Genomic DNA, 14,964 nt, shown 5'->3' with positions numbered 1-14,964 from the left:
ACGAGCCTTTTGATGTTAGGGAATATATAAAGACTTTTGCATTTTTCAAACGTGTCTTATTTTCTCAACGCTACAGCTGGCTCTGTACGGATTAATTTGTAGCTGGCTATTAGGCTAATGACAATAACAACAATGCCTGTGGAAAGGATGGATAGTATGATTTGTACTGGGGTAATGATAATTGCTAAATGGAGGATCCTACCGATTACATAAGTACAGCTAACGAGAATAGCATTAAAGATAGCCGACATTGCCGCTAAAAGCAGATTTTCGCTGACAATCATTTTCCCTATTGTTCCTTTATTAAATCCCAAAGCCGACAGCAGCCCTAATTCCTTGTATCTCGAATTTTGCAGTTTGATAAGCATGACTGTACTGATAAACAAACCAATTGCCAGAATCAAAATAGAAACGATCAAGAACAAACGGCTAAGATTGTTGAATGTACTTTGCAAAGCGCCTACTTCATTGGCTGAAGTCTTACTATCAATTTTTTTGTCGGCAAGCATTTGACTGACTGAAACAATATCTTCGAAATCTGTCACATCGTAACTGATGGAGTAACGGTCTTTGCTATCCACATTTTCATACAATTCCTGTTCAATATCGGAACTTACAAAGAAATCATCGTAGCCTGCATTATAAATGCCGCTTATCGTAAGTATGTGTTCTTGTTCACCATGGTTTAAGGTAAGTTCTTTACCAAGCAAGTTACTAATATCATTTCCAAATTTCTTGGCAAGGCTCGGACTAAGTGCGATTTCCTTTTTACCTGCTTTTGGCATAACACCGTATGACATATTCTCAGTAGCCTTAGGCATTGGGTATTTTTCTGCTATAGCTTCGGTTTTATCCCCCAGCCTTAAAGTAACATTGGATATTTTGTATTGATAATACACATTTTCGATACGCTCATCAGAGCTCAGTAGCTCAAAAACGGTTCCGTCATCCTTACCTTTGATATAGCCGTTGCTAAAGGCGGTGTTTTTATCCTTGAAATCTGAAATAGATTTTTCCATAATATTGCCCGAAGATAAAGACAACATAAATGCAAGGATACCAATGGAAATGGCCAAACTAACAGCCATATAACGTGTGAGATGAACGTTGAAGTTCTTAAGCCCTCGCTTGAACGCAGATACTTTGTTTGCCTTATTGAAACTGAGTTGATGATGATTACCAGTAAAATCTGTTTGAGTATCGTTCTCTTTTGTAATCATTTTTCCGTTATCGAGATGGATGACGTCATCTGCAAAGGTACAAATCTTTTGATCGTGAGTAATCACAATAACCAATCGTTCTTTTGAAATCTCTTTTAAAAGCTCCATAATTTCATTGGAGTTGCTACGGTCTAATGCTCCAGTTGGCTCATCAGCCAACACAATACGAGGATTACTAATTAACGCTCTTGCAATAGCAGTTCTTTGCTTTTGACCACCCGAAAGATTTTCGGTTTTTTCATCAGTCTTTGATGATAAACCCAGTTTATTTAACAATTCTATCGCATTTTTTTTATTTTCTTCTTCACTAGAAGTATTTAGCTCACAAGCAAGCAAGATGTTTTCAAGTACGGTATATCCGCTTAGAAGATGATAGTTTTGAAAGATAAATCCGATATGATCTCTGCGATATGCACACAATTCATCGGCGTTCAGTTTGCTGATTGAAGTACCCCAAACCGTAATATCACCGCTATAATGACTGTCAAAGCCTGCAATCATATTAAGCAGCGTGCTTTTACCAGAGCCTGACGCGCCCAAAAGGCAAATCAGTCCCTTGCTTGGAAAGTTAAAACTTGTATCATCAATAATAAGTGATTGCTGATATCTTTTTGTAAGGTTTTTTATCTGAATCATTATCGGTCACCTGTCTTCAAAGCTGTAGTAGCATTGGTTTTCATGAATGTAATCATAGTTGTAAAGTAAGCCACAACGGCTATTAAGGCAATCAACAGCGCACCCGTTAACAACATCTTTGAATTAAGGATACTTGCTTTGAACAAGCCTTGTGTAGCTAAATTGATAAGAGGTGATGTAACAAGCATTAACAGAATTGCTGTGATTGCTCCTGTTATCATTTCCGTCAAGTTAAGCAGGCTCAAATGAGCATTATGAAAGCCGCTGATTTTATAAATGGCAAATTCTCTTTTTCGCATCAAGCCTGTGATAAGGAAAATGGCGATCACCATTACGACAGACAACATGCCTATGAGCACACTTGCAGAGCCGGACTGTTCGGTTGTTTGCTTATTTAATCTAACAATATCTTCAACAAGTTCAAATCTGCCAAGAGGGACAATGCCTGTTTCGTTAAGCTCGTCTTTGATGGAAATCATATCAGCAGGCGTCTTTGCACGAATAAGAAAATTCATGTTGCTGCTTTTAATTTCTGCTTGTTTTCTCATATCGTCAAGTGCGGCTTTGTTGAAGAAGAAAGAGTCAGAAACTTTATACGATGTCATTTTGCCTTGAGATTCATAATAGACAGTCGTATCTGCAACGCCTACTATTGTTGCGGTGAGGAACGCATCTTTTAAAACAGGCTTACCGGTGTTCCAATTGTACATAGAGCTGCTAAAATTGACTTCTTTCCCTATTGCTTGCTCGTTTGATATGCCTAATGTTTCAACAAAGCTTTCGGGGACAACAACCTCGTAGTCTTTGCCTGAAGGCATTTTTCCTGCAACCAGCTTATTGATGGATGGCGTACCGCCTGTGCTTTTTACTGTATATTCTTTGCCGCTAACCTTTACTTTTATATTCTCAAACGCTTGTAAAAAAGCAGTGAAATCAATACGCTTATCTCCTGCATATTTATCGTATAAGCCAGCAATATCCTGTGTTACATCAGCTTTCGGCTTTTCTTCCTTATTACCGCTTGTTCCTCCTGCACTTATAAAACTGCCAACTACACTAATATCTTTAAGTCCTTCGCCATACGTATCAATCAGCTTGTCAAATTCACCTTGACTGCTGCCCCCGATTGCTCCGCTTATAGTAGTAAGACATAATATGCCTGCAACCATAAGAGCGAGGGTTGATACGAAAAACCGCCCGAATTTACTTTTAACATTCAATTTGGTGAGTGCAAAAGCATTTTTGATAGATAAGCGATGACTTTCATTGAATGTAAGATTTTCTGTTTTAGTGACAATTTTTTCTTGTGGTGATGCAATCAACTCTCCCTTATCCAAGTTTAAAACGTTTGAATTATTATCAATCAAATTGGTATCGTGGGTTACAACGATAACTGTCCTGGTTTTAGAAATAGCTTTCAGAATATCCATTGTTGTTTTTGAGGTTTTTTCATCCAAGGCACTTGTGGGCTCGTCCGCAATAATAACCTGTGGATTTTTCATTAGCTCTCTTGCGATGGCAACACGCTGTTTTTGACCGCCAGAAAGATATTTCACTTTTTGCTGTGCAAGATCAACGATGTTGAGGTCTATTAAAATCGTTTCAGCTTTCTTTCGATTTTGTTTATTTTTTAAATACTGTGGCAACAACACATTGTCTAAGACCGATACATCTTCGAGTAAATTAAAATCCTGCCAAACAAATCCAAACATATTGTTGTAATAGTAGCTTTTTTCATTAGAGGTTAATTCTTTAATGCTCTTACCGCAATAGTAAGCCTCGCCATCAAAATCTTGTTCCATGCCACTGAGGATTTTCAAAAGAGTCGTTTTACCACTCCCCGAAGCGCCAACGATAAAATTCAACCCTTTTCCCATTGTGAAGGAAATATTATTCAAAGCGAATTCGCCGTTATATTTTTTGGATACATTCTTAATTTCAAACATTTGTTTACCCCTTTCGGTTATGTTAGTTGTTCTTCACTTGATGCAATCATCGTATAACAAACGGTGTTAAATCACTGTTAAGTGATTTTCTTTGTTGTGAATCAATTGCTTTACATAGATTTAACCTAATCTTAGGTACAATAGTAAAAGAGGTGGATTATGTATGAGGATACTTATTGTAGAGGACGAGCTTGATTTGCAAGAAGCGATTGCAGATGGGCTTAGAATAGAGGGTTATGCCGTTGATACCTGTGACAACGGTGAAGCTGCTTACGCGCTTTTATATGAAGTAAATTACGACTTGGTTGTACTGGACTTAAACCTCCCGAAATTGGATGGGCTTGAGGTCTTAGCTGAGATACGAGATGAAAAGCCTGAACTAAAGGTACTTATTCTCAGTGCGAGAAGTAGTGTAAGTGACAAAGTAAGGGGACTAGACGTAGGGGCAAATGATTATTTGGCGAAGCCATTTGATTTTGCCGAGTTGGAGGCAAGAATACGAAATTTGTTAAGGCGGAGATTTGTGCAAGAAAGCAGTATGCTTTCCTACGGAGTAATTAAGGTGGATTTATCAAAACGTATTGCGGTTGTTAATGAAAATGCAATATCACTTACAAAAAAAGAATTTGCCTTGTTTGAATATTTCTTGCTTAACAAGGATAGAGTGGTTAGCCAAGAAGAATTGATAGAACACATTTGGGATCAGAATGCGGATAGTTTTAGCGGTGCTATACGGGTTCATATTGCAACTCTCCGAAAGAAGCTGAAAGCGATATTAAATTATGACCCCATTGGAACGAAGATTGGCGAGGGATACTTCCTATCAGATAAGGAAGGTGATGCTAATGCTTAAAAAAATGCCAATTCGATTGCGACTTACGGTTATGACCGTTGCACTTTTGACTGTTTGTTGTGTAGGTCTTACCTTCATACTTAATTTATCTGCGGATACAATGGCTACAAGGATTGATGCAACTTTGATAGTACCGGCAAAACAAATCGGTGAAGATGGAAGGGGTGTTGGAAACCCTCAATTACCGTCAAGCAGCATGATCACTCTCCCAGCTGGTGATTCCCAACAAGCAAGAATGGATTTTAGAATGAAAAGCATTATTTATATGATTTTTGTTATTGTTGGCGGCGGATTCTTAACCTACTATATGTCGGGCAAGGCACTAAAACCTCTTAATACACTAAATGGTCAGTTGAAGAACATAAGTGTGCATAATCTATCTGAGACATTATCTGTGCCGCCCACAAAGGATGAAATTGCAGAGCTTACTGTCACCTTCAATGAAATGACGGATAAGTTGGATAGTGCTTTTATGATGCAAGGAAGATTTTCTGCAAGTGCTGCCCACGAGCTTAGAACACCTCTTGCTGTGTTACAAACAAAGGTTGATGTATTTAAGAAGAAAAAGGAACATACAAACCAGGAATATGATGCACTTATTTCCGTTATTGAAAAGCAAACCCATCGCTTGAGAGGACTCGTCGGTAACCTGTTAGATATGACGAATATGGACGATAACGGTGAGCAAAGCAGCATTTGTTTAAAGGATGTTTTTGAGGATATTACTTCCGAACTTTCTCACATAGCTAAAGATAAAAAGGTTGCATTGATCTTAGATTGTGATAATAGCATTGTTACTGGTAACACCGACTTATTGTATCGTGCTTTTTATAACCTTGTGGAAAATGGAATTAAGTACAATATTGACGGTGGCGGCAAGGTTGAGGTTATTGTAAACAGATTAAGTAAGGAACAGGTTTCAATCAAAATTAAAGATACAGGCATCGGTATTCCCGAAAAAAACAAAAAGCATATTTTTGAGCCTTTTTATCGTGTTGACAAGTCACGCTCCCGCCAAGTGGCTGGTGCGGGCTTAGGACTTTCGATTGTTGACAGTATTATCACAAAACATAATGGTAATCTTACCGTTACTGATAATGAAGATGGCGGAACTTGCTTTAATGTAACCCTAACTAGATAGCCGCTCGTTCCTAAAGATTCGCCGATGGAGTGATACGGTGAACCTTACCATAAGTAAGGCAAATTGTTAGGATAAAATTGCAGATTCGCGTTAAACCTAAAAAGGACCGTCAGGATGATTCTTTCCTGACGGTTTTTCTCGTTTTATTCCATAGACCCGGAAGGACGCCCGCTGCCTGTGATGATGGGCCTGCTTGTCACAGTTAGCGTACGTGCGGAACGCTTTCGAATCAAATGATACACAATGCCCGCGAGGAGCCAAACGCCTCCCATCCATAGGGCATCTTTGTCGAGCAGAGACAGTAGATAGCCAATGAATCCGGCTCCGATCAACGGGAGAATGAGATAGAGGAACGTTTGCTTCGGCGAGCGCTGCTTATCTTTGATGTATTTTTGAGCAATCACTGAGATGTTTACAAAGAAGAAGGCTGTTAATGCCCCGAAATTCACGAATTTCACCGCATTGTCAAGCGATATAACAAGAGCGAGCAAAGAGACGACGCTGACGATCACGATGTTGGTGACAGGTGTGTTGAACTTAGGATGAAGGGAACCGAATACCCGCTTAGGGAGAATGGAATCACGCCCCATCACAAAGAGGAGACGAGAAACGCTAGTTACCGATGATAGGCCTTGGGTGAAAATGGCGAGAATGAGCACGGTGATGAACACGGAGCTAAGTGCTGCTCCGCCGACGAGCTTCACGACTTCGAAACCAGCCGAATCTATGTTGACGAAGGTTAGCTGTGGATAAACCAGCTGTGTCAGGAAAGATGGCACCAAGTATAGAATACTGGCTGCAATGATGATAATCATGATGGCCCGAGGGATTGTTTTCTCGGAGTTTTTGGTTTCTTCCGACATGGTTGTGACTGTGTCAAAGCCCAGAAATGAGAAGCAGATCATCGAAGCTCCAGCAAGAATGGTGGAGAAGGGTAGCAGGAATGGATGTAGCGGGTGGACATCTCCCGTGATATTTCGGAAAAGGAAAAGACAGAAGACTGCGATAAAAAGGATTTGAATCCAGACGAACAGCTTGCTGATATTTGCAGAAAACTTAATGCCAATAATATTTACGATGCCGAGGACGATATTGAGCCCGATGATCCAGACATAAGCCGGGATGGACGGGAATTGTGCATGAAGATAGATGCCGAAGGTAAGGCAGGCAATGATGGGGGAGAAGAAGTAGTCAAGGAGCAGTGCCCAGCCGACCAGGAAGCCTAAGTAGGGATGGATGCTTTTCTTCGTATAAGTGTAAGCGGAGCCTGATGTGGGAAAAGATTTGGACATAACGCCATAGCTGTACGCGGTGAAGAAGATGGCAACGAAGGCAAGCAGGTAAGCTTGCGTCAGCATGCCATGTGCATTCTCATAAGCAATGCCATAGATGGAGAAATAGATCATAGGCGTCATCCATGCCAATCCCATGTAAACGACTTGGGATAGGTTTAAAGATTTGCGCAGTGTGACTTCTGATTTCATGATGTTGACACTCCCTTATCCTTGTTTTCCGGTGATCGTACGGAGCGTATATGCAAAAAAGCCAAGGAGATATCTATGAAACAGATATCCTCCCGGGCTTTTATCCCTCCGTGAACACAGGGTTAGCTGTGCGTTTTCTCTTGGTCCAGACCGAGGCTGGTTGCACTCGCGGAACCCTAGAAAACCATGTATGTGATGAATCATTACTTACCTATTGGTGGAAATGACATTTAACTTGTTGGTGTTAGATATCAGTCTTGTGTGTAAGTTAATATAACACAGAGTTAAGCTTGTGAGAAGTATTTTAGATAAAAGAAGGAAAAAACTTAGAGGTTATTGACACATATCATTAACGATGTTATGTTTAGTAACACAAACGAATACGATTGTTTACTAGGGTTCCGCCGGTTATGACCGGGCTGGTCCGAGAGTAAACCGCTCTTGTAGAAGAGCGCCACGGAAGGATAAAAACCTGGGAGATATCACCAAGACATTTGAGTCTTGTGATGTCTCCCTTTTTGTTTAACGACATGGCGAAGGAGATTGGTAGCGTGGATAACATTTGGAGCAAGACGATAGGGCCAGGCGGCAAGTGGTCAGGAGCAATTGGTAGAGGGAAGTTGATTCGTTTTACGGCGCTGGAGGCGGGCGCGAATGTGTCTATACAAGTGTTCCACGCGAAGGATCTTACGGAGCGCTACAATATGCCGGATACGCTGAAAGCCCAACATACAGCCCATTTGACGCGTGGTAACGTGCTGATGAGTGACAATGGCCGAGCGTTAGTGAGCATCGTGGAGGACAGTATCGGTTGGCAAGATCCGCTTAGTGGATACACAAGCCGTGCGGCTACGGATGCCAAGTATGGGATGACGAATTTCCAAGAACAGCGGAATGAATGGCTGCAGAGCGGGCAAGAAAACTTTGCAGTAGAGTTGGTGCGTAATGGTCTTAGCATGCGCGATATGATGCCGGTTGTGAATTTATTTTCCAAAGTGTTTTGTGATGACAATGGGGATATGCATTTTAGTGTTGCTCATTGCCCTACAGGTGCCACGGTTACGCTGCGTACGGAATTAGACTCCTTGCTCATCTTATCGAACACGCCAAACCCGCTTGACCCAAGATCAACGTATCCATCAGTGCCTGTCAAAATTGAGGTGCTGGCTGCTGCTCCTGTGGGTGAAGATGATTATTGCTTGAATTACCGCCCGGAAAATCGCCGAGCTTTTGAAAATACATGGGAATATCACACGCTGTTAGGGGGAAATTAAATGGCTGTTTTTAATCGAGTAGAAAGCCCTCGCCTCACCCGGAATGCCATCTATAGCGAAGTTATTCAAGCGGGAGATGGTTGGATGCGGGTTTTGAAGCCAGGGCAAGTGCTGCGCATTGTCGATCTGGAAGGGAATCAGGCGGCGGATACGCTGTTTTATGATGCGGAGAATCCGGAAGATCATTATAGTGCAGTCGCAACGATTGCAGGTCAAAGCAATATTTATCTCAGCACAGGCTCGGTCCTCCGGGTAGAATCCGGTAAGGCATTGCTTGAAATCGTAGCCGACACCTGCGGGCGCCATGATACGGTCGGGGGTTCGTGCTCGGCTCAAAGCAACACGGTGCGTTACTCGCGCGATAAGCTGTCGATGCATAATTGTCGGGATACGTTTATGTTACAGCTTGCTCAGCACGAAAGCGGAGCGTATACGAAACGGGATTTGGCGCCGAATATTAACTTCTTTATGAATGTACCCGTCACACCGGATGGCGGACTGAAGTTCGATGATGGTGTTTCCGCTCCGGGCTGCTATGTAGAGGTCCAGTCGCTAGGCAGCTCTATGGTGCTTATCAGCAACTGTCCGCAGCTTAATAATCCTTGTAATGCCTATAATCCGACGCCGATTCAGGTTCTTATTTGGGAGAAGTAAGTTCCTTTGCTTAAGAGGAGATAGATGGTCTACGAAATTCTAAGGGGTGTGGATACGATGTTTACTAAAGTGCTGATTGCTAATCGTGGCGCTATCGCTGTACGTATTGAGCGTACTTTACGCAAGCTCGGGGTTAAATCCGTTGCTGTATATACAGGGGCAGATCAAGATAGTTTACATGTGGATGGCGCGGATGAGGCTGTTCTGATCGGGGGAGGACCGGCGAAGGAAAGCTATCTGAATACGGAGTTGATTTTGAAAACAGCACTGGAAACCGGTGCGCAAGCGATTCATCCCGGTTACGGCTTTCTGAGTGAAAATGCTGATTTCGCACGTGCTTGCCGTGAGAATGGCATAGTGTTCATTGGTCCTACGCCGGAGCAAATGGAAATGTTCGGACTCAAGCATTTTGCGCGAGAAATCGCCGAAAGAGCCGGCGTACCGATGCTGCCCGGAACACCGCTGATTACAGAACTGGATGAGGCATTAGTTGAAGCTACGCGTATTGGTTACCCTGTTATTCTTAAAAGCACAGCAGGCGGCGGCGGCATTGGGATGCGTGTCTGCGCAGATGAGGCAACATTAAGAGCCGCTTATGATGGCGTGCGTCATTTGGCAGAGACGAATTTCAAGAACGGCGGCATGTTTTTAGAAAAATATATCGCGAGAGCACGTCACGTTGAGGTGCAAATTTTCGGTAATGACTTCGGTGAAGTCGTTACGTTGGGTGAACGCGATTGTTCCATTCAGCGTCGTAACCAGAAGGTTATTGAAGAAAGCCCGGCTCCGAATCTGTCGGATGAAGTGCGTGAGGCGATGTTCGCTTCGGCGAAGCGTCTTGCAGCTGAGGTGGGCTATCGCAGTGCGGGTACGGTGGAATATCTTTACGATCCGGAAACGTGTGAGTTTTACTTCCTTGAGGTCAACACCAGATTACAGGTTGAGCATGGTGTGACGGAGGAAGTGCTGGGTATTGACCTCGTTGAGTGGATGGTGCTTGAGGCAGCCAATGAGCTTACAGATATTCAATCGCTTATACGTAAGCCGGTAGGGCACAGCATCCAAGCGCGGATTTATGCGGAGGACTGCCTCCAGCAGTTCCGTCCGAGTGCAGGGCAGTTGGATCGGGCGGTATTTTCTGATAAAGCAAGGAATGAGACGTGGGTTCGGGATGGTCTTACGGTCACAACCCTTTACGATCCGATGCTGGCTAAAATCATCGTCCACGGTACAGACCGTTTGGACGCCATTCATAAACTGATCGAAGCGTTGGCGGAAACGCGCATGTATGGTATTACAACGAATCTGCAGTATTTGCAGGCACTTCTGCAAGAGAAAGATTGCGTAGACGGGAACGTCTTCACGCAATTGTTGAATACGTTCGAGCCAGTGGAACGGGCTCTGGAAGTGGTAGACGGCGGGATCCAAACCACCGTGCAGGACTTCCCTGGACGCATCCGCCACTGGGATGTGGGCGTACCTCCTTGCGGACCGATGGATCCGCTATCGTTCCGTATCGGCAACAAGCTGCTTGGCAACGCTGACCATGCCTGTGGATTGGAAATGACGCTGCGCGGAGGTTCTTATAAGTTCCGCAGCGACATGTGGTTCTGTGTCGCTGGCGCAGATATGCAAGCGGAGCTGGATGGAACGGCTATTGTAACGTATAAGCCGGTGTTGGCGGCTCGCGGTCAAGTGCTGACCTTTGGTGAGGCGAAAGAAGGTATGCGTACTTATCTTCTTATCGGCGGCGGCTTGGATATGCCGAAAATTCTCGGCAGCTCATCCACATTTACGCTGGGTGGCTTCGGTGGTCATGGCGGTCGAGCGCTGCGCACGGGAGATGTGCTGGGTGTGAATGAAGGCGGAAGTCCGGTTCAAGTGGCGGCAGAGCTTGCTCTGGAGCATCGTCCTGTGATGACGCGTGAGTGGACAATCGGTGTGATCCCTGGACCTCATTGTACAGGTGAGTTTTTACGCGCGGAATACTTGGATCAATTGACGGAAACGAGTTGGGAAGTTCATTTTAACTCCTCGAGGACAGGGGTTCGCTTGAAAGGACCAGCTCCGATGTGGACGCGTGAAGATGGCGGGGAAGCAGGGCTTCATCCATCCAATATTCACGATAATGCGTATGCGGTCGGTACGCTGGATTTGACGGGGGATATGCCTATTCTTCTTGGACCGGATGGCCCGAGTCTTGGCGGTTTCGTATGTCCGGTGACGACGGCTTCGGCTGAGTTTTGGAAGCTCGGTCAGCTTCATCCGGGAGATACCATTCGATTCCATTTACTGACACTTCCAGAAGCAGAAGCCTTGCGAGATCAGCAGGAAAGTAATTTGCGTGCGATTGGTGAGGGAGATTTCGGTCGGCTGGTGCTTGTGCAGCTTCCTGCTGTTAATGAAGAGATTACGCCGGAATATCCGCGTCTTTTCCATGAAACAGCTAATCGCAGATTCCCAATCACGATCCGCTGCTGCGGTGATCAGAATTTACTTGTTGAGTATGGTGAGCTTGAGCTGGATTTGCTGCTGCGATTTCAAGTGCAGGCTTTGATGCAAGCGATTGTGGAAAGCGGCTCGATTCCGGTGCTGGATTTAACGCCAGGGATTCGTTCCTTGCAAATTCACATCGACCCTTCACAAATAACGGTAAGTGAAGCGTGTAAGAAAATTGTTGAGATTGACGCAGCGCTGCCTCCATTAGAAGAGTTTCGCGTACCTTCGCGTATTGTTCGTTTACCGCTTTCTTGGGATGATCCCGCGACACAGCTGGCGATTCAGCGTTATCAACAAGGGGTTCGTCCGGATGCGCCTTGGTGCCCGAGCAACCTGGAATTCATTCAGCGCATTAATGGATTAGATACAATTGATGAGGTTAAAAAGATTGTTTATGACGCTAATTATTTGGTGCTTGGATTAGGTGACGTGTATTTGGGGGCTCCTGTAGCCACGCCTGTCGACCCGCGTCATCGCCTAGTCACAACGAAATATAACCCAGCACGAACGTGGACACCAGAAAATGCCGTTGGTATCGGCGGTGCTTACATGTGTGTGTATGGGATGGAAGGCCCGGGCGGTTATCAATTCGTAGGACGCACCATTCAAATGTGGAATCGTCTGCGCTCAACGGAGAGCTTCAAGGCGGGTAAACCTTGGTTGTTAAGGTTTTTTGATCAAATCCAATTCTACGAGGTCAGCGCTGAGGAATTACTTCAACTGCGTGAAGACTTCCCAAGAGGCCGATATGAAGCGGATATTCAAGAAACGACATTTGACTTAGGTGAATATTTGCAATTCCTAAGCTCCATCGAAGAGAGTACAGAAACTTTCCGTAAGCAGCAGCAAATTGCTTTTAAAGAAGAGCGGGAGAGCTGGAAGGCGAAGGGATTGGCTGAGTACGTATCCGAACAGGAGACTGTCAATGAAGGACCAGAGGATGAGCTGCCGGCAGGGACTGTTGCTGTACGCGGAATTATGCCGGGAAGTGTGTGGAAACTTCTTGTTTCTCAGGGTGAACAAGTGAAGAAGGGTGATAAACTGGCGATTCTTGAAAGTATGAAAATGGAATTCCCGCAGCATGCGCCTTGTGATGGATTTGTTTCAATGATTCAAGTGAAGCCTGGAGATCAAGTTCATGCAGGTCAGTTGATTCTTGGTATTGCACAATCTGCTTAAGGAGAGAGGTGTCTGTAGATGACTGAAAGTATCGGAGTAGCAAAGGAATTAACTATCACTTGGCTTCGGGATAAGTATGAGAAACAAGAATTAACTCCTCAGGAAGTGATAACGGCCATTGTGCAGCGCTCTTCAGATGATGCCGATATGAATATCTGGATTACTCCGCCGACGATGGATATCATCCAGCCTTATTTGGAAAGATTAAAATCGGTTTCTATGGCTGATGCGCCGCTGTGGGGAATTCCTTTTGCGATCAAAGATAACATTGATCTGGCTGGGGTGCCGACGACAGCTGGCTGCGCGGAGTATGCGTATACGCCGGCGGAGCACTCAGGCGTCGTGGAAAGATTGATTGCCGCAGGAGCGATTCCGGTCGGCAAGACGAACTTGGACCAATTCGCGACGGGGCTTGTCGGCGCGAGAAGTCCTTACGGTGACGCGCATAACGCGCTTCGCCCGGAACTGATCAGCGGCGGCTCAAGCTCCGGCTCAGCCGTCTCGGTAGCTCGCGGCCAAGCAGCGTTCTCGCTTGGCACGGACACGGCAGGCTCGGGTCGCGTGCCTGCTGCTTTGAACCGATTGGTTGGCTATAAGCCGAGTCTCGGCGCCTGGCCAACCAAAGGGGTAGTGCCTGCCTGTGCGAGTTTAGACTGTGTAACCGTCTTCGCGCACAGTTTGGATGACGCGCTCGCCGTAGACGGCGTAGTGCGTGGGCTTCACGCAGATGACCCTTGGTCACGCAGTGTGACAAGGGAAGTCGCTAAGCTTCCGGCCAAAGTTTTTCTGCCGGAAGGTGAGCTAGGTTTTTATGGTCCTTATGCTTCTGAGTACCGCGCTGCGTGGGACGCAGCTGTTGAGAAATTAAAGGGATTATGTGTTGATTTGAACATCCCTGTTGAATTTATAGATGTTGCGTTGTTCGCTGAAGCGGCGGCAATACTGTATGAGGGCCCATGGGTGGCCGAGCGTTGGGCGGTCTTGAGCAGCTTTATTGAAGCGAATCCGGGCATTGCGTACCCAGTTACAGAGAAGATTCTCCGCTCGGGCTCCGCTGCAGAGTACGATGCTGCATCCGTGTTCCATGCGATGCATAAGCTTCAGCAGTTCAAGCTGGAAGCTCGGAAACTGCTGAAGGATGCCGTGCTTGTCATGCCTACCTGCGGTGGGACGTGGACGCGCGAGCAAGTCCTTGCTGACCCGATTAGCACGAATCGGGATATGGGGCGCTACACGAATCATTGCAATCTGCTTGATTTGTGCGGGGTTGCTGTGCCGGCGGGCGATGCGGCACCGCAGACGCCTTTTGGCATCACGTTCTTCGCGCTCGCTGAAGAGGAAAGCTTGATCTGTGGCGCGGCCGAGCAGTTCGTGGCGGGTGCTGTTGACGCCGAACTGGAATCGGCTGCTGAAGCGAGTGCGCCGCGTGTTGCGGGCTCGGCGGCGGATGAGGTTGCCGTGGCAGCGGTGCCGACTACGCTGGTCGCGGTATGTGGCTTACACATGCGCGGCTACCCGCTGGAGAAGCAAATGCTAGGCTGTGGAGCGCGGTTCATCCGGGAGGATGAGACCGCAGCGAAGTACAGCCTGGTGAAGCTGCCAACCACGCCGGCGAAGCCGGGGTTGGTCAAGCAGCAGCAGGGCGGCGCAGCCATCCTGCTGGAGGTTTGGGAAATGCCGCTGGAGGCATTCGGCGGCTTTGCGGCGGCGATCCCAGCTCCGCTGGGGATCGGGAAGGTTGAGCTCCGGGACGGCACGGAAGTCCCGGGCTTCGTTTGCGAAGCTTACGCGGCCGCAGGCGCGGAAGATGTAACAGCTTTGCGCACATGGCGCAAAGTGGTGCCTTTATAACAAAGAAGGGGCCGTCTCAAAAGTAGATAAATCTACTAGCGACAGCCCCTTAGGGTCTACTGATCTTCTGGGAAATTCGAATTGATATTCAGAACGAATTTCATACTTCCATTGGATTTTTCAGACTGTCGAGAAAAGCGCTTTCATAGACCGCCTGTTCCTCCAATATGGACAGATGGCTAAATAAATAGCATTCTTACGTTGAAAAATGGAGACACCGAGCGCGC

Annotated in this window: 9 protein-coding genes and 2 riboswitches; of the genes, 6 read left to right on the top strand and 3 right to left on the bottom strand. The window is 45.9% G+C overall.

What is annotated here, in order from left to right; translation table 11 throughout:
• Positions 1-56 precede the first annotated feature (56 nt).
• Both GC098_RS25490 and GC098_RS25485 read right to left on the bottom strand, forming a co-directional pair.
• Positions 57-1,856 (bottom strand): ABC transporter ATP-binding protein/permease, encoded by a 1,800-nt coding sequence (locus GC098_RS25490; RefSeq protein ID WP_171646026.1) that lies wholly within the window; start codon positions 1,854-1,856, stop codon positions 57-59.
• Entirely contained in the window at positions 1,856-3,802 is a 1,947-nt protein-coding gene (locus tag GC098_RS25485) for an ABC transporter ATP-binding protein (RefSeq protein ID WP_171646025.1), read from the bottom strand. Before GC098_RS25485 ends, GC098_RS25490 begins: the two co-directional genes overlap by 1 nt.
• Before the next feature lie 163 nt (positions 3,803-3,965).
• On the opposite strand from GC098_RS25485, the gene GC098_RS25480 reads away from it, so the two are divergent.
• Entirely contained in the window at positions 3,966-4,655 is a 690-nt protein-coding gene (locus GC098_RS25480; protein WP_171646024.1) for a response regulator transcription factor, read from the top strand.
• Positions 4,648-5,796, top strand: a complete 1,149-nt coding sequence (locus GC098_RS25475; protein WP_312880337.1) for a sensor histidine kinase — start codon at positions 4,648-4,650, stop codon at positions 5,794-5,796. Before GC098_RS25480 ends, GC098_RS25475 begins: the two co-directional genes overlap by 8 nt.
• A gap of 143 nt (positions 5,797-5,939) precedes the next feature.
• Here GC098_RS25475 and GC098_RS25470 read toward each other — a convergent pair whose 3' ends face one another.
• Positions 5,940-7,280 carry an APC family permease gene (locus tag GC098_RS25470; RefSeq protein WP_171646022.1) on the bottom strand — a complete coding sequence of 447 codons (1,341 nt, stop codon included), beginning with the start codon at positions 7,278-7,280 and terminating at the stop codon, positions 5,940-5,942.
• 87 nt (positions 7,281-7,367) lie between these two features.
• Positions 7,368-7,471, bottom strand: a riboswitch (guanidine-I (ykkC/yxkD leader).
• A 191-nt stretch (positions 7,472-7,662) separates the two neighbouring features.
• Positions 7,663-7,761, top strand: a riboswitch (guanidine-I (ykkC/yxkD leader).
• 70 nt (positions 7,762-7,831) lie between these two features.
• Here GC098_RS25470 and GC098_RS25465 point away from each other — a divergent pair.
• The 4 genes from GC098_RS25465 to atzF are packed head-to-tail and all read left to right on the top strand — an operon-like array spanning position 7,832 to position 14,737.
• Positions 7,832-8,554, top strand: coding sequence for an urea amidolyase associated protein UAAP1 (locus GC098_RS25465; protein WP_171646021.1), 723 nt, complete (start codon positions 7,832-7,834; stop codon positions 8,552-8,554).
• Positions 8,555-9,208, top strand: coding sequence for an urea amidolyase associated protein UAAP2 (locus GC098_RS25460; protein ID WP_171646020.1), 654 nt, complete (start codon positions 8,555-8,557; stop codon positions 9,206-9,208).
• Positions 9,209-9,265: 57 nt separating this feature from the next.
• Positions 9,266-12,886 carry an urea carboxylase gene (uca, locus tag GC098_RS25455; RefSeq protein WP_171646019.1) on the top strand — a complete coding sequence of 1,207 codons (3,621 nt, stop codon included), beginning with the start codon at positions 9,266-9,268 and terminating at the stop codon, positions 12,884-12,886.
• 18 nt (positions 12,887-12,904) lie between these two features.
• The gene (gene atzF / locus GC098_RS25450) at positions 12,905-14,737 is read left to right on the top strand and encodes an allophanate hydrolase (protein WP_171646018.1); all 1,833 of its coding nucleotides are present in this window, start codon (positions 12,905-12,907) and stop codon (positions 14,735-14,737) included.
• Positions 14,738-14,964 lie beyond the last annotated feature (227 nt).

It is taken from the genome of Paenibacillus phytorum, from assembly GCF_013141715.1.
In the GTDB taxonomy this organism is placed as follows: Bacteria; Bacillota; Bacilli; order Paenibacillales; family NBRC-103111; genus Paenibacillus_E; species Paenibacillus_E phytorum.
This window is presented reverse-complemented; position numbering and strand designations above follow the sequence as displayed.